The sequence below is a fragment of the Actinokineospora sp. NPDC004072 genome (assembly GCF_053604195.1).
Window position 1 is genome coordinate 321,059 of record NZ_JBSGHB010000003.1, and the last position, 25,944, is coordinate 347,002.

29 protein-coding genes are annotated in these 25,944 nt (G+C 72.5%); 12 read left to right on the forward strand and 17 right to left on the reverse strand.

Annotated elements, in window-relative coordinates:
- Positions 1–18 precede the first annotated feature (18 nt).
- Positions 19–537, forward strand: coding sequence for a hypothetical protein (locus ACWEPX_RS06350; protein WP_451896031.1), 519 nt, complete (start codon positions 19–21; stop codon positions 535–537).
- Here ACWEPX_RS06350 and ACWEPX_RS06355 read toward each other — a convergent pair.
- The 4 genes from ACWEPX_RS06355 to ACWEPX_RS06370 form a co-directional block, all read right to left on the reverse strand.
- Positions 520–1,422, reverse strand: a complete 903-nt coding sequence (locus ACWEPX_RS06355) for a decaprenyl-phosphate phosphoribosyltransferase (protein WP_451896032.1) — start codon at positions 1,420–1,422, stop codon at positions 520–522. The genes ACWEPX_RS06350 and ACWEPX_RS06355 overlap by 18 nt on opposite strands.
- The gene (locus ACWEPX_RS06360) at positions 1,419–1,955 is read right to left on the reverse strand and encodes a phosphatase PAP2 family protein (RefSeq protein WP_451896033.1); all 537 of its coding nucleotides are present in this window, start codon (positions 1,953–1,955) and stop codon (positions 1,419–1,421) included. The genes ACWEPX_RS06355 and ACWEPX_RS06360 overlap by 4 nt, the downstream gene beginning before the upstream one ends.
- A 7-nt stretch (positions 1,956–1,962) precedes the next feature.
- Positions 1,963–3,168 carry a UDP-galactopyranose mutase gene (glf, locus tag ACWEPX_RS06365; RefSeq protein WP_451896034.1) on the reverse strand — a complete coding sequence of 402 codons (1,206 nt, stop codon included), beginning with the start codon at positions 3,166–3,168 and terminating at the stop codon, positions 1,963–1,965.
- A 178-nt stretch (positions 3,169–3,346) separates the two neighbouring features.
- Positions 3,347–4,246 carry an LLM class flavin-dependent oxidoreductase gene (locus ACWEPX_RS06370; protein ID WP_451896035.1) on the reverse strand — a complete coding sequence of 300 codons (900 nt, stop codon included), beginning with the start codon at positions 4,244–4,246 and terminating at the stop codon, positions 3,347–3,349.
- Positions 4,247–4,289: 43 nt separating this feature from the next.
- Here ACWEPX_RS06370 and ACWEPX_RS06375 point away from each other — a divergent pair, with 43 nt between their 5' ends.
- Positions 4,290–5,099 (forward strand): HAD family hydrolase, encoded by an 810-nt coding sequence (locus ACWEPX_RS06375; RefSeq protein WP_451896036.1) that lies wholly within the window; start codon positions 4,290–4,292, stop codon positions 5,097–5,099.
- A 208-nt stretch (positions 5,100–5,307) separates the two neighbouring features.
- Entirely contained in the window at positions 5,308–5,511 is a 204-nt protein-coding gene (locus ACWEPX_RS06380) for a cold-shock protein (RefSeq protein WP_189208889.1), read from the forward strand.
- A 73-nt stretch (positions 5,512–5,584) separates the two neighbouring features.
- On the opposite strand, the gene ACWEPX_RS06385 is transcribed toward ACWEPX_RS06380, so the two are convergent.
- The gene (locus tag ACWEPX_RS06385) at positions 5,585–7,453 is read right to left on the reverse strand and encodes a glycosyltransferase (protein ID WP_451896037.1); all 1,869 of its coding nucleotides are present in this window, start codon (positions 7,451–7,453) and stop codon (positions 5,585–5,587) included.
- Positions 7,454–7,476: 23 nt separating this feature from the next.
- Positions 7,477–9,342, reverse strand: coding sequence for a glycosyltransferase (locus ACWEPX_RS06390; protein ID WP_451896038.1), 1,866 nt, complete (start codon positions 9,340–9,342; stop codon positions 7,477–7,479).
- A 292-nt stretch (positions 9,343–9,634) separates the two neighbouring features.
- On the opposite strand from ACWEPX_RS06390, the gene ACWEPX_RS06395 reads away from it, so the two are divergent.
- Together ACWEPX_RS06395 and ACWEPX_RS06400 are read left to right on the forward strand one after the other, a co-directional pair.
- Positions 9,635–10,330 (forward strand): glycosyltransferase family 2 protein, encoded by a 696-nt coding sequence (locus tag ACWEPX_RS06395; protein ID WP_451896039.1) that lies wholly within the window; start codon positions 9,635–9,637, stop codon positions 10,328–10,330.
- Position 10,331: 1 nt separating this feature from the next.
- Positions 10,332–10,682 carry a DUF2304 family protein gene (locus tag ACWEPX_RS06400; protein WP_451896040.1) on the forward strand — a complete coding sequence of 117 codons (351 nt, stop codon included), beginning with the start codon at positions 10,332–10,334 and terminating at the stop codon, positions 10,680–10,682.
- On the opposite strand, the gene ACWEPX_RS06405 is transcribed toward ACWEPX_RS06400, so the two are convergent.
- Together ACWEPX_RS06405 and ACWEPX_RS06410 are read right to left on the reverse strand one after the other, a co-directional pair.
- Positions 10,669–11,604, reverse strand: a complete 936-nt coding sequence (locus tag ACWEPX_RS06405) for an NAD-dependent epimerase/dehydratase family protein (RefSeq protein ID WP_451896041.1) — start codon at positions 11,602–11,604, stop codon at positions 10,669–10,671. The two genes, ACWEPX_RS06400 and ACWEPX_RS06405, sit on opposite strands and share 14 nt — an antisense overlap.
- Positions 11,605–11,636: 32 nt before the next feature.
- Positions 11,637–12,800: a hypothetical protein gene (locus ACWEPX_RS06410; RefSeq protein ID WP_451896042.1), complete on the reverse strand. Its 1,164-nt coding sequence runs from the start codon at positions 12,798–12,800 to the stop codon at positions 11,637–11,639.
- Between the two features lie 144 nt (positions 12,801–12,944).
- On the opposite strand from ACWEPX_RS06410, the gene lhgO reads away from it, so the two are divergent.
- On the forward strand, positions 12,945–14,117 hold the full coding sequence (gene lhgO / locus ACWEPX_RS06415; RefSeq protein WP_451896043.1) for an L-2-hydroxyglutarate oxidase: 1,173 nt from the start codon (positions 12,945–12,947) through the stop codon (positions 14,115–14,117).
- A 3-nt stretch (positions 14,118–14,120) separates the two neighbouring features.
- On the opposite strand, the gene serS is transcribed toward lhgO, so the two are convergent.
- The 4 genes from serS to ACWEPX_RS06435 are packed head-to-tail and all read right to left on the reverse strand — an operon-like array spanning position 14,121 to position 17,662.
- Entirely contained in the window at positions 14,121–15,377 is a 1,257-nt protein-coding gene (serS, locus tag ACWEPX_RS06420) for a serine--tRNA ligase (protein WP_451896044.1), read from the reverse strand.
- 50 nt (positions 15,378–15,427) lie between these two features.
- Positions 15,428–15,868 carry a DUF350 domain-containing protein gene (locus ACWEPX_RS06425; RefSeq protein ID WP_451896178.1) on the reverse strand — a complete coding sequence of 147 codons (441 nt, stop codon included), beginning with the start codon at positions 15,866–15,868 and terminating at the stop codon, positions 15,428–15,430.
- A gap of 44 nt (positions 15,869–15,912) precedes the next feature.
- Positions 15,913–17,076 (reverse strand): glutathionylspermidine synthase family protein, encoded by a 1,164-nt coding sequence (locus tag ACWEPX_RS06430; RefSeq protein ID WP_451896045.1) that lies wholly within the window; start codon positions 17,074–17,076, stop codon positions 15,913–15,915.
- A gap of 1 nt (position 17,077) precedes the next feature.
- Entirely contained in the window at positions 17,078–17,662 is a 585-nt protein-coding gene (locus ACWEPX_RS06435) for a hypothetical protein (protein WP_451896046.1), read from the reverse strand.
- A 135-nt stretch (positions 17,663–17,797) separates the two neighbouring features.
- Here ACWEPX_RS06435 and ACWEPX_RS06440 point away from each other — a divergent pair, with 135 nt between their 5' ends.
- Together ACWEPX_RS06440 and ACWEPX_RS06445 are read left to right on the forward strand one after the other, a co-directional pair.
- A complete protein-coding gene (locus ACWEPX_RS06440; RefSeq protein ID WP_451896047.1) occupies positions 17,798–18,745 on the forward strand; it encodes a septum formation family protein in 948 nt (315 codons plus the stop codon).
- 1 nt (position 18,746) lies between these two features.
- Positions 18,747–19,097 (forward strand): metallopeptidase family protein, encoded by a 351-nt coding sequence (locus tag ACWEPX_RS06445; protein ID WP_451896048.1) that lies wholly within the window; start codon positions 18,747–18,749, stop codon positions 19,095–19,097.
- Positions 19,098–19,103: 6 nt separating this feature from the next.
- Here the strand turns inward: ACWEPX_RS06445 and ACWEPX_RS06450 are convergent, their stop codons facing one another.
- Both ACWEPX_RS06450 and ACWEPX_RS06455 read right to left on the reverse strand, forming a co-directional pair.
- Entirely contained in the window at positions 19,104–20,282 is a 1,179-nt protein-coding gene (locus tag ACWEPX_RS06450; RefSeq protein WP_451896049.1) for an RtcB family protein, read from the reverse strand.
- 42 nt (positions 20,283–20,324) lie between these two features.
- The gene (locus ACWEPX_RS06455; protein ID WP_451896050.1) at positions 20,325–21,221 is read right to left on the reverse strand and encodes an AurF N-oxygenase family protein; all 897 of its coding nucleotides are present in this window, start codon (positions 21,219–21,221) and stop codon (positions 20,325–20,327) included.
- A 108-nt stretch (positions 21,222–21,329) separates the two neighbouring features.
- Between ACWEPX_RS06455 and ACWEPX_RS06460 the strand changes: the two genes are divergently transcribed.
- From ACWEPX_RS06460 to shbA, 4 genes are all read left to right on the forward strand, one after another.
- Positions 21,330–22,292, forward strand: a complete 963-nt coding sequence (locus tag ACWEPX_RS06460) for an SDR family NAD(P)-dependent oxidoreductase (RefSeq protein WP_451896051.1) — start codon at positions 21,330–21,332, stop codon at positions 22,290–22,292.
- 71 nt (positions 22,293–22,363) lie between these two features.
- Positions 22,364–23,533 carry an endonuclease/exonuclease/phosphatase family protein gene (locus ACWEPX_RS06465; protein WP_451896052.1) on the forward strand — a complete coding sequence of 390 codons (1,170 nt, stop codon included), beginning with the start codon at positions 22,364–22,366 and terminating at the stop codon, positions 23,531–23,533.
- A gap of 73 nt (positions 23,534–23,606) precedes the next feature.
- Entirely contained in the window at positions 23,607–24,197 is a 591-nt protein-coding gene (locus tag ACWEPX_RS06470) for a glucosaminidase domain-containing protein (protein WP_451896053.1), read from the forward strand.
- A gap of 134 nt (positions 24,198–24,331) precedes the next feature.
- On the forward strand, positions 24,332–24,937 hold the full coding sequence (gene shbA, locus ACWEPX_RS06475; protein ID WP_451896054.1) for an RNA polymerase sigma factor ShbA: 606 nt from the start codon (positions 24,332–24,334) through the stop codon (positions 24,935–24,937).
- Between the two features lie 3 nt (positions 24,938–24,940).
- Here the strand turns inward: shbA and ACWEPX_RS06480 are convergent, their stop codons facing one another.
- The 3 genes from ACWEPX_RS06480 to ACWEPX_RS06490 are packed head-to-tail and all read right to left on the reverse strand — an operon-like array spanning position 24,941 to position 25,821.
- Complete coding sequence (locus ACWEPX_RS06480) at positions 24,941–25,270, reverse strand: nucleotide pyrophosphohydrolase (RefSeq protein WP_451896055.1); 330 nt, start codon at positions 25,268–25,270, stop codon at positions 24,941–24,943.
- Positions 25,267–25,617 (reverse strand): PASTA domain-containing protein, encoded by a 351-nt coding sequence (locus ACWEPX_RS06485; RefSeq protein WP_451896056.1) that lies wholly within the window; start codon positions 25,615–25,617, stop codon positions 25,267–25,269. Before ACWEPX_RS06485 ends, ACWEPX_RS06480 begins: the two co-directional genes overlap by 4 nt.
- 18 nt (positions 25,618–25,635) lie before the next feature.
- The gene (locus tag ACWEPX_RS06490) at positions 25,636–25,821 is read right to left on the reverse strand and encodes a hypothetical protein (RefSeq protein WP_451896057.1); all 186 of its coding nucleotides are present in this window, start codon (positions 25,819–25,821) and stop codon (positions 25,636–25,638) included.
- Between the last annotated feature and the right edge of the window lie 123 nt (positions 25,822–25,944).

Consider the following 25,944-nt stretch of genomic DNA (forward strand, 5'->3'; position numbering starts at 1 on the left):
CCGCGAAGGGAAGGCAGGATGTCCGCCCAGCGCTTCGACCTCGGCCCGGCGATCAGCCGCGGGGAGATCGTCGAGCGGGCGGAGAGCTGGCTGCGCCCTCCGGTGCCGTACGGGGAGCACCGGTTCCACCAGAACGAGTACGGGATCTACCGCACCGACTGCTCGGGCTACGTCTCGATGGCCTGGGGGTTGCCGGGGGTGCCACCCTCCCGGCACGGCGGGCTCGACAACGCGGGGCTGGCCAGGGTCAGCGTCGTGGTCGCCAAGGGGGAGCTGCGCGCGGGGGACGCGCTGCTCGCGACCACCGGCGTCGGCTCGGTCATCTTCCACGAGTGGGCCGACGTCGAGCACGAGCACTACTGGGGGTTCGAGCAGTCGCCGGAGGGGACCGCGCACCGGCGGATGGCGTTCCGCCCGTGCGCGGCCGGGTTGCGGCCCAGCCGCTACCTGCGGGTGATCACGCCGGGGTGGGACCGGGTGGGCGGGGGAGCCCGACGGGGAGCGGGCTCCCCCGCCCGACTACAGGAAGACCGATAGCGCCAGGCAGCCGATCCAGGACACGCCGAGGACCTGCAGGACCCGGTCCTTGAGCGCGATCTCCTCCGGCTCGCCCGCGTTGCCCTGGTCGACGTCGACGGCGTAGCGCAGCACCGCGATGACGAACGGGACGATCGAGACCACCGCCCAGATCGAGTCGGACTGGCTGGCGCGCAGCTCGAAGGCCCACAGCGAGTACGTGGTGATCATGATGGCGGCCGAGGTCGCCCAGACGAAGCGCAGGTAGCTGGCGCTGTACTTGCGCAGCGACGCGCGGATCTGGGCGCCGGTCTTCTCGAACAGCACGACCTCGGCGTAGCGCTTGCCCGCGACCATGAACAGCGAGCCGAACGCGGCGACCAGCAGGAACCACTGCGACAGCGGGATCTCGGCCGCGACGCCGCCCGCCGTCGCCCGCAGCAGGAAGCCGGAGGCGACGATGCACAGGTCGACCACCGTCTGGTGCTTGAGCCCGAGGCAGTAGCCCAGCTGCACCGCGGCGTAGACGCCCAGCACGATCAGCAGCCGCCAGCCCGCGAGCAGGCCGACGGCCATCGACGCGGCGAACAGCACCGCCGCGCCCGCGTAGGCCACCGGGACCGGCACCACGCCCGCGGCGATCGGCCGGTTGCGCTTGGTCGGGTGGGCCCGGTCGGCCTCCACGTCGATGGCGTCGTTGACCAGGTACACCGCCGAGGACACCAGGCAGAACGCGGCGAAGGCGATCGCCGCGTCCACCAGCACCGCGCTCTCGAAGATCCGGCCCGCGGCGAACGGCGCCGCCAGGACCAGGACGTTCTTCACCCACTGGCGCGGGCGGGCGGTGCGCACGAGCCCGCCGACCAGCCCGCCGCGCGGCTGCGCCACGGCCTGCGCCCTGCTCATGCCCGGCCCCGCAGCCGCCTGCGCAGCAGCCCGCCGACGACCGCGCCCAGCACCGACCCGGCGACCACGTCGCTGGGGTAGTGCACGCCGAGCACCAGCCGCGACACCAGCATCGGCGGCACCAGGACCGGGACCAGCGGCTTGCCGGTCAGCCCGGAGTACAGCACCGCGGCCGCCGTGGTCGAGGTGGCGTGCGACGACGGGAAGCTGAGCCTGCTGGGCGTGCCCACCAGGACCTGCACCGACGGGTCGCTCGGCCGCTGCCTGCGCACCACCCGCTTGACCGCGATGGACGCCGCATGCGCGGCGACCACCCCGGCGGAGGCGATCAGCCAGTCGCGGCGGCGGTCGCGGTCCAGCGCCGCGCCGACCAGACCCAGCGCGAACCAGCCCGCGCTGTGCTCGCCGAAGTGCGACAGCCCGCGCGCCGCCTTGACCACGCCCGGGCGCGCGATGGCGCCCTGCACGCGGCTCAGCGCCGCGGTCTCGCGGGAGACCCGCGGCGCGCCGTCCAGCAGTTCCATCGCGGCCATGTCGTCCTCAGTCCAGGGAGCCGTCGAGGGGGGCGCCCGAGGTCAGGTGCGGGGCGACCTTGTTGTCGAACACCGACAGCGCCGACCCGATGGCCATGTGCATGTCGAGGTACTGGTAGGTGCCCAGGCGCCCGCCGAAGAGCACGTTGCGCTCGGCGGCCTCGCGCTTGGCCCGCTCGCGGTAGCGGGCCAGCTTGTCGCGGTCCTCGGGGGTGTTGATCGGGTAGTACGGCTCGTCGCCGGACTCGGCGAAGCGCGAGTACTCCCGCACGATGACCGTCTTGTCGGTCGGGTAGTTCGTCCGCTCCGGGTGGAAGTGCCGGAATTCGTGGATGCGGGTGTAGGGCACGTCGCGGTCGTTGTAGTTCATGACCGAGGTCCCCTGGAAGTCGCCGGTGGGCACGACCTCCATCTCGAAGTCCAGCGTCCGCCAGCCGAGCTCGCCCTCGGCGTAGTCGAAGTAGCGGTCGACCGGTCCGGTGTAGACCGTCGGGGTGCCAGCGGGGATCTGGTCGCGCACGTCGAAGTAGTCGACGTTGAGCCGCACCTCGATGTTCGGGTGGTCGGCCATCTTCTCCAGCCAGGCGGTGTACCCGTCGACCGGCAGGCCCTCGTAGGTGTCGGTGAAGTACCGGTTGTCGAAGGTGTAGCGCACCGGCAGCCGGGTGATGATCGCCGCGCTGAGCGCCTTCGGGTCGGTCTGCCACTGCTTGGCGGTGTAGCCCTGGATGAACGCCTCGTAGAGGGGGCGCCCGACCAGCGAGATCGCCTTCTCCTCCAGGTTCTGGGCGTCCTCGGTCTTGATCTCCGAGGCCTGCTCGGCGATGAGCGCGCGGGCCTCGTCGGGGGTGTGCGACTTGCCGAAGAACTGGTTGATCAGCGCCAGGTTCATCGGGAAGGCGTAGACCTGCCCCTGGTACTTGGCGAACACCCGGTGCTGGTAGTTGGTGAACTCGGTGAACTGGTTCACGTAGTCCCACACCCGCTTGTTCGAGGTGTGGAAGAGGTGCGCGCCGTACTTGTGGACCTCGATGCCGGTCTCCGGCTCGGGCTCGGAGTAGGCGTTGCCCCCGATGTGCGCGCGCCGCTCCAGGACAAGCACCCGCTTGCCCAGTTGGGTCGCGGTGCGCTCGGCGATCGTCAGGCCGAAGAATCCGGAGCCGACGATGACCAGGTCGTAGCCGTCGTAGTTAGTGCCGTTCGTGTCTGCCACCGCGTTCACGGTTCGCAAGGCTACCTTCGTCACATCCCGCGCCGGTTCCTGCCCTGAGCAAAGAAGCGGGCCCGGAACCGCTCCCCAACGGTCCGGGCCCGTGTCCCCCTCGGGATGACACCCCTCCGGCATTGCTGCCGTCACCTACATGGACGCACAACCCCTGCGGGGGTTGCGCCTATTCCCGGGTCTTCCCGCCCAATTTCGGCAGCACGTCGGCGGCCACCTGCTCCAGCACCGCCTCCCGGCCCGCGTAGTGGCCCTCCGACCGGGGCCAGTGCGACACCACGTCGGTGAAGCCCAGCTCAGCGGCCCGGCCGACCTGCTCGGTGAAGAACTCCGCGCTGTCCAGGGAGTACCGGGGCGCGCTGTCGAGGTTCAGGTACCGGTCGACGCCCGCGCGGTCGCGGCCCTGCTCGGCCAGCGCGCCGTCGAAGCGCTCGGCCAACTCGGCCACCCCGCGCCACCAGGCGTCGAGGTCGTCGGCGCGCGGCCCGACGGTCACCCAGCCCTGGCCGAAGCGGGCGGCGACGCGCATCGTGCGCGGCCCGTTCGCGGCGACCAGGAACGGCACCCGCGGGCGCTGCACGCAGCCGGGGTGGGCGCGGGCGGCCACGGCGGTGTAGTACTCCCCGGCGAAGTCGGTCTGCGGGCGGACCAGCAGCGAGTCGGTCAGCTCGACGAACTCGGCGAAGCGGTCGGCGGCCTGGCGCGGGGTGAGCCCGGGGGCGCCGAAGACGGCGAAGTCGTAGGCGCCCGGGGTCACCGTGCCCGCGCCCACGCCCAGGCAGAAGCGGCCGTCGGAGATGTCGTCGATGGCCAGCACGCTGCGCGAGAACCGGACCGGCTCGCGCACGTACGGCGAGGCGACGAAGGTGCCCAGCCGCAGGGTGCTGGTCACGCAGGCGGCCGCGGTCAGGACCGGCACCGCGTCGAACCACGGGCCGTCCACCAGCTCGCGCCAGCCCAGGTGGTCGTAGGTCCAGGCGTGGTCGAAGCCGTACTCCTCGGCGGCCCGCCACTTCGGCTCGGCCGCCCACCAGCGGTATTCGGGCAGGATCACAATGCCAACGCGCACTCACCCGACCCTACCGAGCCGTCGGCTCGGGGAGGATGGGCGTGTGGACAACCCCCAGCTGATCGCCTCCGACGTCGACGGGACCCTCCTGGACCCCTACGAGCGGGTGACCGAGCGCACCGCCGCGGTCATCAACCGCGTGCTGGCCCGGGATGTGCCGTTCGTGCTGGTCAGCGGCAGGCCGCCGCGGTGGATCCCGCCGGTCGCCCGGCAGGCGGGGCTGCGCGGGTACGCCGTCTGCGCCAACGGCGCGATCGTCTACGACATCGCCGCCGAGCGGGTGCTGACCGTGCACGGCCTGGACCCGATGGCTCTGTGGGATGTGACACACGCGCTGGAGAAGGCGCTGCCCGGCATCCGGGTGGCCACCGAGCGCGCCGAACCCGGCCCCGACCTCGGCCAGGCCGGGTTCGCCACCGAGCCGGGCTACTCCAACCCGTGGGGCGACACCGAGAACAACGTGCGCCCGCGTGCGGAGGTGCTCGGCCACCCCGCGTCCAAGCTGCTGGTCCGCCACCAGGGCATGACCAGCGAGGAGATGGCGATGGCCGCCCGGGAGCTGCTCGACGGCGTGGTGGATGTGACCTTCTCCACCAGCCGCGGCCTCATCGAGATCTCCGCGCCGGGGGTGACCAAGGCCGTCGGCCTGGCCGACGTGGCCGAGCGGACCGGGGCCGAGCAGAGCGCGGTCGTGGCCTTCGGCGACATGCCCAACGACATCGAGATGCTGCGCTGGGCCGGGCACGGGGTGGCCATGGCCAACGCCCACGAAGACGTGCTCGCGGCCGCCGACGAGGTCACCGCGCCCAACTCCGACGACGGCGTCGCGGCCGTGCTCGACCGCTGGTTCTGACCACCGGATACCGCGGCCGCGGCCCGCGAGGTCTCCTCAGGCCCGCCTAGGTGTGGTTGACTAGGTACCGGTCGCAGTTTCTTGAGTACGTGTTTGATCACGCTCGCAAGAGAGTGTTGCGGGCGCGCGGTTATCCCCCGCCGTCTGGAACCGGCCAGGGCACGCGCGCCGCGCGAGCCCTAGTAGTACGTGTCGAGGAGACGACGACGTGGCACAGGGCACAGTGAAGTGGTTCAACTCCGAGAAGGGCTACGGGTTCATCACCCCGGACGGCAGCTCTTCGGACCTCTTCGTGCACTACTCGGAGATCCAGTCCAACGGCTTCCGGACGCTGGAGGAGAACCAGCGCGTGGAGTTCGAGGTCGGCCAGGGCCAGAAGGGCCCGCAGGCCACCGCGGTCCGCGTGATCTGAGCAGCGCGCTGACGCACCACTAGACCGAAGGGCCCCCGCCCCGGACTTCCGGAGCGGGGGCCCTTCGGCGTGGTCAGGCGTTGAAGACCTTGCGCCAGGACTCCACCGAGGTCAGGTCGCCGAACGCGGCCCGGTAGTCGGCCTTGAGCCTGGGCCACTCGGTGATGAGCCTGCGGTAGGTGGCCGCGGCCCGCTTGGACAGCGCCCGGAACTGCTCGGGGTCGCGGCGGCGGAAGGCGACGCCGCTGCCGTCGGGGTTGGACACCGTGGCGCTGTCGAGGTTGCCGAGCAGGAACCACAGCGCCTTGCCCGCGGGCACGTTGACCTGGGGGCGGTCGGCCGCGCCCGGCTGCGGGGCGCGCAGGTTGTGCAGCACCGCCTTGGAGGCCCGCGCGGCGATCTTCACCGGGTGCACCGGCGGGTGCAGCAGGTGCTCGGCGTGCAGGGCGTCCATCGTCGGCGGCGGGAACGCGCTGGCCGAGGGCTCGGTGCGGGCGTCGGCGTACTCCTTGCGCAGGGCGTTGACCTGCGGCAGCGTCGTGCCCAGCGTCTCGAACATACGGTCGGGCCCGGCCAGGAAGTCCTCGATGGCCTTGAGCTCGACGGCGATCGCGGAGTACTCCATCGACAGCAGCCGCCGGATGGTGGCCCGCAGGCCCTGCTTGAGCAGGGTCTTGCGCAGGTCGTGGTCGGTGTAGAGCGCGGCGACGACCAGCCGGTTGCGCAGGTGGTAGTAAACGGTCCAGTCGGACAGGTCGTTCTTGTCCGTCCACGGCATGTGCCAGACCGCCGAGCCGGGCAGGGTCACCGTCGGCACGCCGCGGTCCAGGGCGCGCATCGAGTACTCGGCGTCGTCCCACTTGATGAACAGCGGCAGCGGCAGCCCGTTGGCCTCGACGACCTCACGCGGGAACAGGCACATCCACCAGCCGTTGTAGGAGGCGTCGATGCGCCGGTGCAGCTCGGGGGTGTCGCGCAGCGACCGGGAGCCGAAGTCGTGGTCGGTGACCGCGCCGGGGGCGGCCCGCCAGACCACCGCGCCGCGGTCGATGACCTCGCCCATGCTGTGCAGCCGGGCCTTGGCCTGCAGGTTGAGCATCTGGCTGCCGACGATGAGCGGGTTGGCCGCCGCGGCGGCGAACGCGCTGGCCCGCAGGATCGAGTCCGGCTCCAGGGCGATGTCGTCGTCCATCAGCATGATCTGGTCGACGTCGGTGTGCTCCAGCGACTCGAACAGGCCCCGGCTGAACCCGCCGGACCCGCCCAGGTTGCCCTGCTCGATGAGCTGGAGGCGCCCGCCGAGGCGGTCGCTGGCCTCGGCGAAGCCCGGGTGGTCCTTGACCCGCTTGCTGCCCTGGTCGGCGACGAACACGTGCGCGACCAGGTCGAGCACCTTGGGGTCCTCGCTGAGCGCGAGCAGGGTGCTGACCAGGTCGTCGTTGCGGTTGAACGTGGTGGTGCCGATCGACAGCTTGCGCGGGGGCAGCACCAGCGAGGTCGTCCACGCCGCGTCGGCGATCTCCAGCGCCTGGTCGTCGGTGAAGGCGTCGAACCAGATCCAGCCGCCGTCCTCGAACGGGGCCAGGTCGACCGGCAGGGCCAGCTCGGTCCACTCCTCGCCGCTGCGCACGGCCTCGCCGAGCACGTGCACCTGGTCGCCGTTGGGCTTGGAGCGGTACAGGTCGACCCGCCCGCCGCCGCGCACCCGCATGCGCAGGGTGACCTCGGTGACCCGCGTCCAGCGCTTCCAGTAGCTGGCCGGGAAGGCGTTGAAGTAGCTGGCGAAGGACACCCGCGCCGAGGTCGGCACCGTGACCGCGACCCGCGAGGACACGTGGCTGTGCACGTTGTCCGGCTCGTCGAGGTACAGCGGGCGCACGTCCAGCGGGTCGGAGTCCCTGGGCATGATCACCCGCTGCAGCACGCTGTGCTGGTCGCTCACGTCGCTCCTTGGGGTCGTGGGGGTCACAGGTCGTAGAGCCTGCGCCAGTTCTCCCGGCTGGTCACCTCGGGCACGGCGGCGCGGTACTCCGCGCGCAGCCGGGGGGTCTCGCTGAGCAGCGCCCTGGCCACCCGGGCGACGCGCTTGGCCAGCTTGATGTCCTGCGCGCGGTCGCGCTTGCGCACGCGCACGCCCTCCTGGGAGGCGTCGGTGACCACGACCGAGTCGAACCGGGCGGTGTGCCACCACGCCGCGTCCTCGGCCGCGACGATGCCCTTCGCGTAGGACGCGCGGCCCATCGCCACGTAGATCAGGCGCTTGAGCAGCACCAGCCGGGTCATGCTCGGCTCACCGGCTGGCTTGACCATCGGCAGCACGCCGTCGAGGTCGGTGGGCTTGTGCAGCACCGTGTCGGGGTAGGCGGCGCGCTCCTTGCGGATCGCCGCCGCGGCCGCGGCCCCGCCGTCGGCGAAGATCTGCGGGCCGAGCAGGAAGTCCTCGGCGCCGCGGATGATCGTGGCCGCCAGGCCGTACTGCATGCCCAGCAGGTAGCGGACGACCCGGGACACCAGCGTGCGGGCGACGAGCTTGGGGTCGGTCTCGGAGTGCAGCGCGGAGACGACCATCGCGTTGCGGACGGCGAAGTACTCGTTCCACTTGTCCGCGTCCTTCCAGTCGAAGTCCGCGTGCCACACGCCCGCGCCGGGCAGGGTGACCGTGGGGATGCCGTTGGCCCGGGCCCGGTAGCCGTACTCGACGTCGTCCCACTGGAAGAACAGCGGCAGCGGCAGGCCGAGGCGGTCGACCACCTCCGACGGGATCATGCACGACCACCAGGCGTTGTAGTCGGCGTCGACCCGCACGTCGCCGCGGTTGGGCTTGCCCAGCGGCAGGCCGTCCTCGTCCTCGGCCTCGGCGAGCAGGTCCACGTCGTCCAGGCCGCCCTTGACCACCTTGCCGGGCACGAGCTGGGCGAAGTCGGCGTACTCGGCGCTGGCCAGCAGCTTGGTCGGGTGCAGCAGCCGCAGCATCTGGCCGCCGACGATGGTCGGCTTGGCCGCGCTGTTGGCGAAGGCGGTGAGCCGCACGACGATCTCCGGCTCGCACAGGATGTCGTCGTCCATGAGGAAGACGTTCGCGGGCTTGCCCGCCTCGGTGATCTCGTACATGCCGCGGCCGAAGCCGCCAGCGCCGCCGAGGTTGGGCTGGCGCAGGTACCGCAGCCGCCCGTCGAGGGCCTTCTCCACGTCCGGGAACTGGGTGCGCGACTCGACGGTGTCGGTGCCCTGGTCGACGACGTAGACGTGCTCGATGAGGTCGAGCGCGCCCGGGTCGGCCGAGAGCGCGCCGAGGGTGTTGACGCAGTCGTCGGCGCGGTTGAACGTGCAGATGACGATGGAGGTCATGCGCTGCTGGGCGGGCGCGGGCACGGTCCAGCTCAGCGCGTCCACGGCCAGCGCGCCGTCCTCGGTGGCCAGGTCGACCCACAGGAAGCCGCCGTCGAGGAACATGGTCAGCTTGGCCGCCAGCCGCACGGTCGCCCCGCGCGCGTCCTCGACCACCTCAGCGGCCACGGTCCGGGTCTCGCCGTTGGTGTCGGAGGCGACCAGCGAGACCTTGCCCGACCCGGTGACGGTCAGCTCGGCCACCACGTCGCCCGCGGTGGTCCAGCGCTGCCAGTAGCTGGCCGGGAACCGGCCGAAGTAGGTGTCGGTGCTGACCAGCGAGTGCGGGTTGACCGTCAGCCGCGACCGGCTCCTGGCCGCCGACCCCAGCAGGACCTGGGCGTAGAGCTCGTCGGGGACCACGGCGGCCGGTCCGGTGAACAAGCCGCGCTGCGCGGTCAGCCTGCCCGCCCTGGTCGTGGTGTCCGCAGTGCTACCGGGCATGGGTCTTCCAGTCCTCCGCAGGCAGGCGATCGCTCGATGTCGAGATGGTCGTTCTCGCGGGTTCCGCCCGCTGGCGCCAGGCGGTCACCCACCGCGTCGGCGCCGATCAGGAGCGGCCAGCACAGGCTACCCGTACCGGCGCGACGCCGCCGCCAGCCCGGGTCGGGGCCGCTTCCGCGCAGGTCAGCGCGGCACGGGCAGCGCGGCGGCGGCCGGGCGGAGAAGGCGGGATACCCTCAGCACGTCGTAGGGCCGGGTCGCGGCGACGCGGCCACCACCACGCGGAGGAATCGTGACCGACTGGTCCGACGTCTGGCTGGTCATCCCCGTCTACAACGAGGGACTGGTCATCGCCGACGTCGTGCGGCACGCCATGGCGACCTTCCCCAACGTCGTGTGCGTCGACGACGGCAGCGCGGACGACTCCGCCGCCAAGATCCGCACCACCGGCGCGCACCTGGTGCGCCACCCGGTCAACCTGGGCCAGGGCGCGGCGATCCAGACCGGCGTCGAGTACGCCAGGGCCCAGCCCGGCGCGGCCCTGTTCGTCACCTTCGACGCCGACGGCCAGCACCAGGTCGACGACGTGGTCCGGATGCTGGAGCGGCTGCGCGCCGAGGACGTCGACATCATCGTCGGCACCCGGTTCGGCGGCGGGGCCGACACCAGCCACATCCCGTGGATCAAGCGGCTGGTGCTGCGCACGGTCGTGCTGCTCAGCCCGCGCACCCGCCGCCTGGGCCTGACCGACGCGCACAACGGGCTGCGGGTGTTCAACCAGACCGTGGCCCAGCAGCTGAACATCCGGCTCAACGGCATGGGGCACGCTTCGGAGATCGTGGAGATGATCGACCGGCACAAGTGGCGGGTGGCCGAGGAGCCGGTGACGATCCTCTACACCGAGTACTCCATGTCCAAGGGCCAGTCGCTGATCAACGGCGTGAACATCCTGTTCGACTCCGCCCTCCGCACCGGTTCGAGGCGCTGACATGCTGATCCAGATCCTGCTCATCCTGGCCGTCGTCGGGCTGCTGGTGTCGTTCCTGCGCCACCACGGCAAGAGCCGCACCGCGGCCGGGGTCAAGATCGGCTTCGCGCTGTTCATGGTGTTCGGCGTGCTCGCGGTGCTGGTGCCGTCGATGACCAGCAAGCTGGCCGCGCTGGTCGGCGTCGGCCGCGGCACCGACCTGCTGCTCTACGGCCTGGTCGTGGCCTTCGGCTTCGCCACCATCAACACCTACCTGCGGTTCAAGGAGCTGGAGCACCGCTACGCCAAGCTGGTCCGCGCGATGGCGATCCAGGGCGCGGAGAAGCCCGCCGACCCGCCTACCGACGCCTGAAGTAGTCGACCGTGCGGCGCACGCCGTCGGCGATGTCGACCTCAGGCTTCCAGCCCAGCTCGCGGTGGGCGCGGCCGGAGTCCAGCGCCGAGGCCCGCAGGTCGCCGAGCCGGGCCGGGGCGAACTCCGGCTCGTCGGGCGCGCCCGCCGCGCGGGCGACCAGCGTGTGCAGCTCCCGGTCGGAGACCTGCAGCCCGGTGCCGATGTTGTAGCGGGTGGCGCTGCCCTTGTCCCCGGACGCGGCGATGAACGCGGCCACCACGTCGTCGACGTAGACGTAGTCGCGGGTGTTGCCGCCGTCGCCGTAGACCCGGGTGGGCCTGCCCGCCAGCAGGGCGTTGGCGAAGATGGCCACCACGCCCGCCTCGCCGCCGGGGTCCTGGCGGGGGCCGTAGACGTTGGCCAGCGCCAGGTGGGTGCAGTCCAGGCCGTGGAGCTGCTGGTAGCCGTTGAGGTACAGCTCGCAGCTGGCCTTGCTCGCCGCGTACGGCGACTTCGGGTTGATCGGGGTGTCCTCGTCCACGGGCAGGGTCTGCGGGGTCCCGTAGATGGAACCGCCCGAGGAGGCGAAGACGATCTTGCGGACGCCCGCCGCCCGGGCCGCCTCGGCGAGGTTGACCGTGCCGATGACGTTCTGGCGCACGTCCAGCAGCGGGTCGGCGACGCTGACCCGCACATCGATCTGCGCGGCGAGGTGGAACACCACCTCGGGCGCGGCCTCGGCGACGACCGCGGCCAGCTCGGGGGCGGTCACGTCCACCTCGTGCACCGAGCACCGGCCCGACGCCAGCGCCTCGGCGAGGTTGGCCCGGGTGCCGCGGCCGAAGGTGTCCACCACCGCGACCTCGTGCCCGTCCCGGACGAGGCGGTCGACCAGCGTGGAACCGATGAAGCCGGCACCGCCGGTCACGAGAGCGCGCATGGCGACCATGATGCCAGGGGGCCGCCGCGGGCCTAGGTGTGGAAGTAGCCCAGCAGGTCGACGGCCACGTGCGCGCGGCCTGCGCTGTTGTAGACGGTCACCAGGTCGCCCGCGGCGGCGCCGAGGACGACCCCGCCGGAGACCGTGCGGTCCGCCGGGACGCTGAGGGCGGTGACGTCCGGGCGCGGGGCCCGCGCGTCGGCCCAGAGGGTGAGGTGGGTGCGCTCGGTGGGCTCGATGCCGGTGACCCCGAGCAGGATGCCCGCGGTGTCGTCGGGGACCGAGCCCGCCAGGGAGAAGCTGGCCCGGGAGTTGGCCGGGATGGGCAGGCCGGGCATGCCGTTGCCGTAGTCGGCGCGGCTGTCGTACTCGCGCACCGGCGTGCGGGCGCGGAACGCGGCGCCCCCGGAGTCGGTGTAGTAGCCGACGAGGTCGACCTGGACGTGGGCGTTGCCCGCGTGGTTGTAGATGCCCACCGAGCGGCCCTCGCCGAGGGCGACGGTGACCAGGTTCGTCCGGGCGTCGCCGACCGGCAGCTGCAGGGAGGCCGTCGCCGTCCTGATCCGGCCCGCGGGCCACGCCGTCAGGTGCGAGGCGCTGGTGCTCGCCCCGGTCAGCAGGAAGGTCACCGCGACGGCGTTGCCGGGCAGGCGCGCGGAGAAGTCGACGGTGCGGCTGGCCCCGGCGGGGATGGGCCTGCTGGTCCGGGTGTCGACCACCCGGACCGGGGTGGCGCCGCGGAACCCGGCTCCGCCGGATTCGCGGTAGTAGCCCACGAGGTCGGCGACGAGGTGGGTCTCCCCCGCGCTGTTGTGGACGTCCACAGCGGACAGCCCGGCGATGCCGACGGTCACCTGGGCCGAGCGGATCTCGTTGGGGCGCAGGTGCACCGTCGCCCCCGACCGGGCCGCACCCGCGGTGTGCGCGGTGAGCTGGGTCGCCGCGGTCGCGCCGGAGGCGGTCAGGTTGAGCACGACCGCCGTGGCGTCCGCGGGCAGCCGGTCGTCCAGGGCGATGCGCAGCGTCCGGTTCTGGCCGATCGGGCCGCCGGCGCGGGTGTCGTGCACCCGGACCGGGTGCGCGGCGACGAACCGGCCGCTGCGGTGCTGCGGCTCGCCGCTCGCCGCGGCGGCGCCGGGCAGCGCGAGCGCGGCGAAGAGGGCGGCTACGGCTATTCCGCAGGTCAGTGCGCGCATGTGCCATGCTCCTGGGACTAGAGCGGGCGAGGCCCTGGCCAAGGGGACCCCGCAGGATAACCCGGGCAGGCCGGTTCGGGAACGCATCTGGCAACGCGGGCTGTTGCCAACTGCCGCGTAACCGCCGTGCCCTAGGGTTCCCCCGTGCGACATGTGCTGGTGATCGGCGGCGGCATCCTGGGGCTGGCGACGGCCCACGAGCTGGCCGCGCGGGGCGAGCGGGTCACCGTGCTGGAGAAGGAGGGCGGGTGGGCCCGCCACCAGACCGGGCACAACTCCAACGTCGTGCACGCCGGGCTGTACTACGCGCCGGGGTCGGCTAAGGCGCGGATGTCGGTGGCGGGCAACCGGTCCATTGTGGAGTTCGCCAGGGCCAACGGGGTGCCGGTCGAGGTCTGCGGGAAGCTGGTCGTGGCGACCTCGGAGGCGGAGCTGCCCGCGCTGGCGGTGCTGGCCGAGCGGGCAGCGGCGAACGGGGTGCCCGCGCGCATGGTGGGTCCGGCGGAGGCCCGCGAGTGGGAGCCAGAGGTCGCGTGCGTGGCGGCGCTGCGGGTGGAGAGCACCGCGGTCATCGACTTCCCCGCGGTGTGCGCGGCGCTGGTGCGGCGGCTCGGCGAGCTGGGCGCCGACCTGCGGCTGAACACCGCCGCGCTGGGCATCCGCGCCCGCGGGCGGATCGAGGTGGCCACCGGGGACGAGGTGCTGCGGGCCGACGCGCTGGTCAACTGCGCCGGTCTGCACAGCGACCGCATCGCCCGGATGGCCGGGCTGAACCCGCAGGCGCGCATCGTGCCGTTCCGCGGCGAGTACCACGAGCTGCGGCGCTCGGCCGCGCACCTGGTCCGGGGCCTGATCTACCCGGTGCCCGACGCCTCGCTGCCGTTCCTCGGGGTGCACCTGACGCGCATGCTCGACGGCACCGTGCACGCCGGGCCGAACGCCGTGCTCGCGCTGCGCCGCGAGGGGTACCGGTGGGCCGACATCTCCCCCGCCGACCTGCTGGAGACGCTGCGCTACCCGGGCACCTGGCGGCTGGCCCGCCGCTACGCCTACCCGGTCGGCCTCGACGAGGTGCGCCGCTCGCTGAGCCGCAGGCGCTTCGCCGCGAGCCTGGCCAAGCTGGTGCCCGCGGTGACCGAGGCCGACATCGTGCCCTCGGGCTCGGGGGTGCGCGCCCAGGCGCTGCTGCCCGACGGCACCCTCGCGCAGGACTTCATCATCGAGTCCGCGCCCAACCAGGTGCACGTGCTCAACGCGCCCTCGCCCGCGGCGACGTGCGCCCTGGAGATCGGGCGGCACATCGCCGGGCTGGTCTGACGGTCAGACCGGGCGCAGCACGTCCAGGCCGAGGAACGGGCGCAGGGCGGCGGGGACCACGACGGACCCGTCGGCCTGCTGGTGGTTCTCCAGGATCGCCACGATCCAGCGCGTGGTGGCCAGCGTGCCGTTGAGCGTGGCGGCGACCTGCGGCTTGTTGCCCTCGTCGCGGTAGCGCACCGACAGCCTGCGGGCCTGGAAGGTGGTGCAGTTCGACGTCGAGGTCAGCTCGCGGTAGGCCTGCTGGGTCGGGATCCACGCCTCGCAGTCGAACTTGCGGGCCGCGCTGGAGCCGAGGTCGCCGGTCGCGGTGTCGATGACCCGGTAGGGCACCTCGATCTTGGCCAGCATCTCCTTCTCCCAGGCCAGCAGCCGCTGGTGCTCGGCGGCGGCCTCCTCGGGCCTGCAGTAGGAGAACATCTCGACCTTGTCGAACTGGTGCACCCGGATGATGCCGCGGGTGTCCTTGCCGTAGGACCCGGCCTCCCGGCGGAAGCAGGACGACCAGCCCGCGTACCGCTTGGGCTCGGCCAGGTCGATGATCTCGTCGGCGTGGTAGCCGGCCAGCGCGACCTCGGAGGTGCCGACCAGGTACAGGTCGTCCTCGGCCAGCCGGTAGATCTCGCTGGCGTGCGCGCCCAGGAAGCCGGTGCCCGCCATGATCTCCGGGCGGACCAGCACCGGCGGCACGACCAGGGTGAACCCGGCGGCGGTCGCCTGCGCCGCGGCCATGTTCAGCAGGGCCAGCTGCAGCTGCGCGCCGACCCCGGTGAGGAAGTAGAACCGCGAGCCGGACACCTTCGCGCCGCGCTCCATGTCCAGCGCGCCCAGCCGCACCCCCAGGTCGAGGTGGTCCAGCGGGGTGAAGTCGAACTCCCGCGGCGTGCCGACGGTCTCCAGCACGGCGTAGTCGTCCTCGCCGCCGACCGGCGCGGCCGGGTCGACGATGTTGGACAGCGCGCGGTGGCACACCTCGAACGCCGCCTCGGCGTCGGCCTGCTCGGCCTCGGCCGCCTTGACCTCGGCGGCCAGCTCCTTGCCCTTGGCGATCAGCGCGTCGCGCTCGGCGCCGCGGGCCTTGCCGACCTGCTTGCCGAACTGCTTCTGCTCGGCCCGCAGGGTGTCCGCGCGGGAGATCGCGGAGCGGCGCCGCTCGTCGGCGGCCAGCAGGGCGTCGACGGCCGCCGGGTCGTCGCCGCGGGCGCGCTGGGACGCGCGCACGGTCTCCGGGTCTTCGCGCAGAACCTTGAGGTCAATCACAGTGGCTGAGGGTAGCCGCCCGCGCTGACACCTGTCCGACGAGATGCCTGCTACGAGATGGCGACGGCCACGATGAGGCCCAGCGCGATGTGCACCGCGGCGACCACGACGCTGGCCGGGGCGAACTGCTCGTCCTCGATGGTGCTGCCCACGTCGAGCTTGGTCACCCACTCCAGCGTCCGCACGGCCAGCACCTGGGCGATGATGCCGAGCAGGCCGTAGACCACCGAGGTGATCAGGCCCGCGGTCAGGTCGCTGGCCGAGAAGAAGATCGCCACGACGATGATCAGCGCCATGCTGACCATGCCGGACGAGGTCACGATGACCGCGTTCGGCCGCCCGGCCCGCACCAGCTCGGACAGCTTGCCGGGGGTGGTGAAGTCGATCGCGTAGAAGCCCAGCAGCATGAGGACCAAGCCGACGATGGCGTACAGCACGATGGCGCCCATGCCGCGGGCCAGGTCGGCGCCGAAGTTCTCCGGCAGCGCCATCACGGTCGTGGCGGCGAGGTTGGCAGTCAAGTGGTCCTCCATGCTCAAACGGGGATTCGGTGCGGGACGAAGGCGGCGCCGTCGTCGGTCACCAGGCCCGCGGTCTCCCGGATGCCCAGGCCCGCGGCGTGGTCGCCGACGATCCAGGCGCCGAGGGCGGGCCGGTAGCCGTCGAACTCCGGCAGCGGGTCGAACGCCTGGTACACGAAGCCCTCCGCGCCGTAGACACCGCCGGTGGCCGTCTCGTAGCCGGGCGCGACGATCTGCACGTTGGCGCCCTCGCGGCCGAGCTTGGGCTTGCGGACGTACTCGGTGAGGATGCCGGGCTGGTCGAGGAAGGCGGGCAGCAGGTTGGGGTGGCCGGGGTACATCTCCCACAGCACCGCCAGGATCGCCTTGTTCGACAGCAGCATCTTCCACAGCGGCTCGACCCACAGCGTGGTGGGCAGCGACTCGACGACCTTGCGGCCGAACTCGTCGGTGACCGCCCACTCCCAGGGGTAGAGCTTCATGACGGTGGCCATCGGCGCCTCGGCCAGGTCGACGAAGCGCTCCAGCTCGGCGTCCCAGCCGATCTCCTCGATGGCCAGGCCGATGGTGTCCAGCCCGGCCTCGGCCGCGGTCTCCTGCAGGTACGCGGTGGTGATGTGGTCCTCGCCGGTCGGGTCGGCCCCCGACCAGGTGAAGTGCACCTCGCGGGAGGGCAGCTGCGCGCCCACCTCCGTCCAGCGCTCGACCAGCTTCTCGTGCAGGGAGTTCCACTGGTCGTCGTCGGGGAAGACCTCGGTCTTCCAGAACCACTGCACGACCGCCGCCTCCAGCAGCGAGGTCGGCGTGTCGGCGTTGTACTCCAGCAGCTTGGCCGGGCCGGTGGCGTCGTAGCGCAGGTCGAAGCGGCCGTAGACGTGCGGGTCGTGGCGCTTCCACGACTCGGCGATGTGCGGCCAGGCCCACTCCGGGATGCCGAAGTCGCGGTAGCGCTCCAGCAGGACGACGTTCTCGACGGCCTCCAGGCACATCGAGTGCAGCAGCTCCACATCGGCCTCGATGGACAGGATCTCGTCCATGTCGAACACGTAGTGGACGGACTCGTCCCAGTACGGCCGGGCGCCGCCGTCGCCGTAGCGCGCGGGCAGGCCGAAGACCAGGCCCTGCGACTCGACCTTGGCGCGCCAGTCCGGACGGGGCCGCGAGCGTTCGCGGCGCACCTCAGCTCCCCCCGCTCTTCCCGCTGCCGCCCACGCCGAGACCGCCGCGCTGGATCGTCTTGCCCTGGCCGGTCTTGACCGTGGCGTTGGACGGGGCGACGTAGCTGCCCCCGGTCACCCGCTGGCCGACCGCCCCCGTGCCGCCGTAGTTGTAGCGGTAGGACGTGCCGCCGATGTAGATGAACCCGCCGCTGACGTAGCCGCCGTGGCTGCGGGCGTAGCCGTCGTCGCAGTAGTCGTCGTCGACGATGACGCCCTCGGCGTTGACGCAGTGGGCGGTGACCTCGTCCGGCTGGGACGCGGCGTAGATGACCGCCACCAGCCCGACGACGCCGACGGTGACGCCCGCGCCGATCAGGATGCGCTTGCGCTTCCGGCGCCGCTCCTCGGCCTCGGCGGCCGCGGCGTACTCGGCGTCGCGGGCGCGGCGGCGGGCCTCCTGGCGGGCCCGCTGCTCGGCGAGGCTCGGCTTGCGGGGAGCCGTGGCGCCGGGCTCCTGGTAGCTGATGGACCCGGTTCTGCGCTCGCTCGTCTCGTCGTCCGGCTCGGGGGCCTCGTAGGGCGGGGGCTTGCCGTTGTCAGTCATGAACCACTCCCAAGCGCGCACACTAGTCAAAGACCAGCACCGACGTCGCAGGGTTGGCCCGATCGCAACCTTCGCGCGCGATCGATTCACTCCCGCGGGCCGCTCCACCCCGGTGGACACGGCATCATGGAGTAGATGTCTGGACCCGGTGACTGGTTTCGCTCAGCCGACAGGCTGATGATGATCGCCGCCTGCGTGGGGGCGATCCTCGTGCTGGGCACGAGCATGGCCTTCTCCTGGCCGGTGACCGTGCGCGCGGACGTGCCCACCGCCGAGGACGAGCGCGCCCTGGCCTTCGACTCCCCCGCGGGCACCTGCCTGACCTGGACGGCCCCCGACGGCGCGGACATGCGCCGCATCGACTGCGCGGAGCCCCACCTGTTCGAGGTGACGGGGAACATAGACATCTCAGCGCAGTTCTCCGAGGACGCCCCGCCACCGGACCTGGAGCGCTGGCAGCAACTGGCCGTGGAGAAGTGCACACCCAGCGTCACCGAGTACCTGGGCGGGACGCTGGACCCGCACGGGCGGTACAAGGTCAACGCGCTCAAGCCGAGCGCCGCGCAGTGGGAGGACGGCGACCGCAAGCTGCGCTGCGGCGCGCAGACCGCGACGCGCTCCGGGGCCGTGCTGCCCGCCACCGGCTCGGCCGCGGGCGCCGACCAGTCCGGCATCCACGAGCCCGGCACCTGCCTGGCCCTCGACGGCCAGGTCATCGGCGACCCGGTGCCGTGCTCGGAGGCGCACGCGGTGGAGATCGTCGGCAACGTCGACCTGTCGGCGGCCTTCCCCGACGGCTACCCGTCGGAGGAGAAGCAGATCGAGAAGGCCATCGAGCTGTGCGAGGCGGTGACGAAGGAGTACACCAACGGCATCGACCTGGCGAAGAAGGGCCTGATCCCCTACCCGGACGCGCTCAAGGAGGAGAGCTGGGTCGCGGGCTCGCGCAAGGTCGACTGCAAGGTGGCGGCCAAGCTCAAGGACGGCACCGGCCTGGCCCCGGTCACCGGCAGCGTCCGCGGCGTGCAGCCGACCACGACCACCGCGACCACCGCGGTTCCGACGACCACGCCGAGCGGCTGACATGCCGGTGGAGATGACCAGGGCCCGCTTCGAGGAACTGGTCGCCGACGCGCTGGACCTCATCCCGGAGTCGTTCGCCGCGGCCATGAGCAACGTGGTGGTCCTGGTCGAGGACCGCAACCCGGAGGAGCCCACCCTCCTGGGCCTCTACCACGGCATCGCCCTGACCGAGCGCACGACGATGTACGGCGGCGAGCTGCCCGACCGCATCTTCATCTACCGCGAGGCGATCCTGGACATCTGCGAGTCCGAAGAGGATGTGGTCGAAGAGGTGGCGATCACCGTGGTCCACGAGATCGCCCACCACTTCGGCGTCGACGACGCCCGCCTGCACGAGCTGGGCTGGGGCTGACCGGCCTCAGCCCTTGACGCACACCACCTGCTTGAGCTTGGCCACGACCTCCACGAGGTCGGACTGGTCGCGGATGACCTCGTCGATGTCCTTGTAGGCCGCCGGGATCTCGTCGACCACGCCGGAGTCCTTGCGGCACTCCACGCCCGCGGTCTGGGCGGCGAGGTCGTCGGCGGTGAAGCGCTTGCGCGCCTTGTTGCGCGACATGCGGCGGCCCGCGCCGTGGGAGGCGGACTCGAAGGAGTCCGGGTTGCCCAGGCCGCGGACGATGTAGGAGCCGGTGCCCATCGAGCCGGGGATGATGCCCAGGTCGCCGCGGCCCGCCCGGATCGCGCCCTTGCGGGTGACCAGGACCTCCTCGCCGAAGTGCACCTCCTCGGCGACGTAGTTGTGGTGCACCGAGATCGGCTCGTCGAAGCGCACGGCCGGGAAGTGCGCGCGCAGGACGTCGCTCACCAGGCGCAGCATGACCGCGCGGTTGCGGCGGGCGTAGTCCTGGGCCCAGTACAGGTCGTGGCGGTAGGCCGCCATCTCCGCGGTGCCCGCGAGGAAGACCGCCAGGTCCGGGTCGGGCAGCTCGGCGTTGTGCGCCAGCTTCCTGGCCACCTCGATGTGGTGCTGCGCCAGCAGGTTCCCGACGCCGCGGGAGCCGGAGTGCAGCATCACCCAGACCTGCCCCTCGGTGTCCAGGCAGACCTCGGTGAAGTGGTTGCCGCCGCCCAGCGTCCCCATCTGGTTGACCGCGCGCTCGCGGTTGAGCCCGGTCTGCTGGGTCAGATCGTCGAAGCCTGCCCAGAACCGGTCCCAGTCGGCGAAGTCGCGCCCGTCGAAGGCGGCCTCGCGGTGCAGGCCGAAGCCGACCGGGACCGCGGCCTCGATCGCCGAGCGCAGCGGGGCCAGGCTGGCGGGCAGGTCCTCGGCGGTCAGCGAGGTGCGCACCGCCGTCATGCCGCAGCCGATGTCCACGCCGACGGCGGCCGGGGACACGGCGTCGCGCATGGCGATGACCGAGCCCACCGTCGCGCCCTTGCCGTAGTGCACGTCCGGCATGACCGCGACGTGCTTGAAGGTCCACGGCAGCGCGGCGATGTTGTGCAGCTGCGCCATCGCCTGGTCTTCGACCGACTCGGGTCGGGTCCACAGGCGGATGTCGACGTGCTTGCCGGGGATCGTGGTCGCTGCCATACCGGAAAGGCTAGGTGTCGCAACGCATGCCGGTCGACCGGATTACAGCAGGTGAGCAGCGCGCAGCAGGCGCTTGGACGGGCCGCCGACCAGTCCCGCGTCGGTGAGGAAGGCCATGACCTTCTCGGTCATCCAGCGGCGGGTCTCGCGGTGGTGGGGGTTGGCCAGCGCGGCGGCTCGGCCCCGGGCGGGCGAGATGCCGACGCAGCGGTAGACGCGCGGGTTGATCAAGGCGTCCATCACGCCGTAGGCGGTGGCGGCCAGCAGCCAGCGGTGGGCCTCCAGCTGGGCGCGGTTGAGCTTGGGGACGTCGCGCAGGACCGCCTCGCGGGCGAAGCGGACGTGGCGGGCCTCCTCCACGACGTGGATGCGGTTGACCATGCGGATGAGCGGCTGCATGTCCGGGTCGTCCATCGTCGCGCGCTGGAGCCGGTCGGTGGCCTCCTCGGCGACCAGGACCGCGCCGAACATCGACGGCCCGCCCGCGAGCGCGCCGTAGGCCTTGCCCGCGGTGTGGATGAGCTTCACCGGGCCGTAGGCGGGGGCGCCGAAGCGGGTGATGGCCTTGGCGAACATGATCGAGTGGCGGGTCTCGTCGCCGATCTCGGTCAGCGCGTACTGGGCGTGCGGGGAGCGCGGGTCGAGGTCGTAGACGTAGCGGACCAGCAGCTGCATGAGGACGATCTCGAACCACAGCCCGACGCTGGCGATACTGGCGATCTCGTGCTTGGACAGCTCGATGCGCTGCTCGTCGGAGAGCCCGCGCCACAGGTCGGTGCCGTAGAGGGAGACCCGCTCCAGCGGCATGTACGCCTTGCCGTCGACCAGCGGGGCGCCCCAGTCGATATCGATGTGCGGGTCGTAGCTGCCGCGGGCGGATGCGTCGAGAAGTCGGGACGCGACGGTGTCGGCGTCCTTCGGCTGCAGGGCTCGCGCCATCGCGACCCACCTCCTGTTACTAGCGGTAACACGAACTAGCCTCGTGCGGCGCCCGCCGCTTGTCAAGAGCATCCGGCGGGGTGCGGCCGGGGCCGCTAGCGTGCTCCCATGAGCCTGGGCACGAGGGTTCTCGACACCGCGCTCGACCGGGCCGTGGTGCCCGGGTACACCCGCATCGGCTACTCGGTGCGCAGCCGGTTCTGGCCCGCCGACCCGCCACCGGGCGCCTTGGAGGGCTGCACCGCGGTGGTGACCGGCGCGAACTCCGGGCTGGGCAGGGCCACGACCGCGGGGCTCGCCGGGCTCGGGGCGACGGTGCACATGGTGGTGCGCGACCGGGACAAGGGCGCGGCCGCGCGGGCGGAGGTCCTGGCCGCCGCGCCGGAGGCGCACCTGGAGGTCGAGACCTGCGACGTCGCCGACCTGACCTCGGTGCGGGCCTTCGCCGCGGACTTCCTGTCCCGCCACGGCAGCCTCGACGTGCTCGTGCACAACGCGGGCACGCTGCCGCCGGAGCGCAGGGAGACCGCCGACGGCAACGAGATCACCGTCGCCACGCACGTCTTCGGGCCGTTCCTGCTCACCGCCCTGCTGCGGCCCGCGCTCGCCGCCGCCCGCGGCCGGGTGATCTTCGTCACCTCCGGCGGGATGTACACCGCGGGCCTGCGCGTCGACGACCCGCAGTACGCCGAGGGCGGCTTCTCCGGGGCCCGGGCGTACGCGCGGACCAAGCGCATGCAGGTCGTGCTGGCCGAGCAGTGGGCAGCCCGCCTCGACGGCGACGGCGTGGTCGTGCACAGCATGCACCCGGGCTGGGCCGCCACCCCGGGCGTCGCGGCCTCGCTGCCGGGCTTCGGCCGGATCATGGGCCCGCTGCTGCGCTCGCCCGACCAGGGCGCGGACACCGTCGTGTGGCTGTCCGCCGCCGACGAGCCCGGCAGGACGACCGGCCGGTTCTGGCACGACCGGCGCGACCGCCCGACCCACGTGGCGCCGTGGACCAGGGAGAAGCCCGAGCAGCGCGCGGCGCTGTGGGACCTGTGCGTGGCCCGCACCGGCGTGGACCCCTGAGGCTTCACGTCCCGATCACCCGCCCGTCGCCGGGGGCTGCCAAGGTGGCGGCTCCACCGTGGAGGTCGCCCGTGAAGCCGCTCCTGCTGGCCCCGCTGCTCGCGCTCGTCGCGGGCGCGGTCGCCGCCCCCGCCGCCCAGGCCCGGCCCGAGCCGGTCCGCTTCGCCACCTACAACGCCTCGCTGAACCGCTCGGCCGCCGGTGCGCTGGTCGCCGACCTGTCGACCCCGGACGACCCGCAGGCCCGCCTGGTCGCCGAGGTCGTCCAGCGCACCCGCCCGGACGTGCTGCTGATCAACGAGTTCGACCACGCCCCCGCGGCCGTGGACCTGTTCCGGGCGAACTACCTGGAGCGCGGCCAGAACGGGGCGGCCCCGATCCACTACCCCTACGCCTTCATCGCCCCGTCGAACACCGGCGTGCCCAGCGGGTTCGACCTCAACCGGGACGGGCGCACCGGCACCCCCGACGACGCCTTCGGGTTCGGCGCCTTCCCCGGCCAGTACGGGATGCTCGTGCTCTCCCGGCACCCGATCGGCCCGGCCCGCACCTTCCAGCGGTTCCGCTGGGCGGACATGCCGGGCGCGCTGCTGCCCGACGACCCGGCCACCGCCGCGCCGGGCGACTGGTACTCCCCCGAGGTCCTGGCCCGGTTCCGGCTGTCCTCCAAGTCGCACTGGGACCTGCCGGTCCGCATCGGCCGCGACACCGTGCACCTGCTCGTCTCGCACCCGACGCCGCCGGTGTTCGACGGCCCCGAGGACCGCAACGGCCTGCGCAACCACGACGAGATCCGGTTCTGGGCCGACTACGTGCACCCCGCCCGGTCCCGCTACATCTACGACGACCGCGGCACCCGCGGCGGCCTCCCGCCGGGGGCGCGGTTCGTCGTCGCGGGCGACCAGAACTCCGACGAGGTCGACGGCGACAGCGTGCCGGGGGCCATCCAGCAGCTTCTGGAGGCCCCGCGCGTGCAGGACGTGCGGCCGTCGTCGGAGGGCGGCGTCGAGGCCGCGGCCCGGCAGGGCGGGGCCAACCTCGCCCACCGCGGCGACCCGCGCCACGACACCGGCGACTTCAACGACACCTCGCCCGGGAACCTGCGCGCCGACTACGTGCTGCCCTCGCGCGGCCTGCGCCCGCGCGGGTCGGGGGTGTTCTGGCCGCTGCCGGGCACCCCGCTGGACCGGCTCAACGCCGCGACCGACCACAAGCTGGTCTGGGTCGACCTGGCCGTGTAACTCGTCCGGGTGACCCCGGTTGCGGGACACCGGCGGCGCGCCGAGGCTCGATTGGACGAGTGGAGGTGCCGCCATGCGCTGGTGTGCTGCCGCCGGGGTCACCGGCGCGCTCCTGGTCGCCCTGGTCCAGCCCGCCGCCGCCGAGCAGGCGGTGCCCGCCCAGGAGGAGGTCAGGGCCGCCGCGGCGGCGATGGCCCCGGACGCGGACTACCTCGCCCAGGCCGCCCCCGCGGCCCGGGCGGTGGCCGCCGAGTACGGCATCCCGGCCTCGGTGACCGCGGCCCAGTCGATCCTGGAGTCGGGCTGGGGGGCCAGCAAGCTGGCCGTGCACCACCTCAACTACTTCGGCTTCAAGTGCACCTCGGCGGGCCCCGGGCCGATCGCGGTGGGCTGCGCCCAGCACCCCACCACCGAGTGCGAGCCCGAGTGCGCGCCGACCGTCGCCACGTTCCGCGTGTACGGATCGATGACCGACTCGTTCCGCGACTACGGGCGGCTGATCACCACCAGCGAGCACTACGCGGCCGCCCTGCCGCACGCCGCCGACCCGGACCGGTTCATCACCGAGGTCGCCAAGAAGTACGCGACCGACCCGGAGTACGCCGCGAAGGTGATCGCCCTGATGGTCCAGCACGACCTCTACCGATTGGACTCCGCCGCGTGAGCACTCGGTGGCCCGGCGCTTCCGGAACGAGAAAGTCGGGCCCCGTCGGGCACAAATCGCGGACAGTCGGTATTTCGTGCGGCCCTGCGCGCTCTGTTAGGGGTGAAGTCACCCTTCTGGCGTAGGAGGAACCCATGACGTGCACGGCTCTGGAACCCGCGCGGATCCCGTTCCCCCGGGTCTCCCGGGACAGCCTGGACGAGCACGTCGCCGCCGCCTGCACCGGGGACGCCCGCGCCATCGAGGCGCTGCTGCTGTTCCTGCGCCCGCTGGTCCTGCGCTACTGCCGGGCCAAGCTCGGCCGCCTGCCCCGCTCGTTCAGCACCGCCGACGACGTGGCGCAGGAGGTGTGCGTCGCGGTCTACCGGGCGCTGCCGACCTACCAGCACATGGGCAGGCCGTTCCTGTCGTTCGTCTACGGCATCGCCGCCCACAAGATCGCCGACGTGCACCGGGCCAACGCCCGGGACAAGTCCGACCCGATCGCCGACACCCCGGACGTGGTCAGCGAGGACGACGGCCCCGAGCAGCTGACCCTGCGCCGGGAGCTGGCCGACCAGACCGCGACGATGCTGGCCGTGCTGACCCCGCGCCAGCGCGACATCCTGCAGATGCGCATCGTCATGGGCCTCTCGGCGCACGAGACCGCCCAGGTGCTCGACACCACCGCCGAGGCCATCCGGGTGGCCCAGCACCGCGCGCTCAACCGCCTCCGCAAGACGGCGACGCTGCCCGCCTGAGCCTCACTCGGCCAGCGGGGCGGGCGCCGGGAAGCGGTGCTCGTTGCGGTCGATCTTGGCGTTGGCCGCGGCGAGCAGGTCGGCGCCCAGCACGTCGGCCAGCCGGACGAGGTAGAGCAGCACGTCGGCCAGCTCGTCGTCGATGCGGGCGCGCAGCACCGGGTCGGCGTAGGCGGCCGCGGCCTGCTCGGGGGTGAGCCACTGGAAGATCTCGGTGAGCTCGCCGACCTCGCCGGACAGGGCCATCACCAGGTTCTTCGGCAGGTGCCACTCGCCCCACCCGCGGGCGTCGGCGAAGGCGCGCTGGCGGGCGGTGAGGTCTTCGATCGTCACGGGTCCGTCTTCTTCTTCGAGCGGAGCAGGATCTTGTCCGACTGCGGGACCACCGCGCCCGCGGGCGGGTCCTGCGCGACGACGACCCAGTTGCGGTCGGACACCAGCAGTCTCCCCTGACCGGTGGCGTCCTCCTCGGTCAGGTAGTGGAAGCCCGCGGCCTGCAGGGCGTCCTGGGCGGCCTGGTGCTCCATGCCCACCACGTCCGGCACCGGAAGGGCCTGCACCGACCCGCTCGGCGGGACCAGGGTGGGGACCTCCGGCACCGACACCGGGGCGCCGGGCGGACCGGTCGAGGCGCACCCGGCCAGGGCGAGCGCGGCCAGCGCCGCGAGGGCTCGTCGCATGATCACCAGTCTGGCCCGCTACCCCCGGGTCCGCACCCCGGCGTCCCGCCGCTGCCTGCGCTCGTAGAGCTTGCTGTCGATCTGCACGATCGCCGGGCCGAGCGCCATCGTCAGCAGCACGGCCAGGCCGAGCACCACGCCGATCCACACCAGCACCGCAGTCACCATCACCAACACCTCCGGGTCGTCGTTTTCGCTGCTCACAGCGTCTCCCGGTGGGCGCCCGCCGCGGATCGGCCGGGCGGGTGGGGCTATTCGGCCGTCCGGGCACCCGCAGGCGGGCCACCCCTGGCCGATCGGCCGATGCGCGGCCGCCGGTCGGCTGAG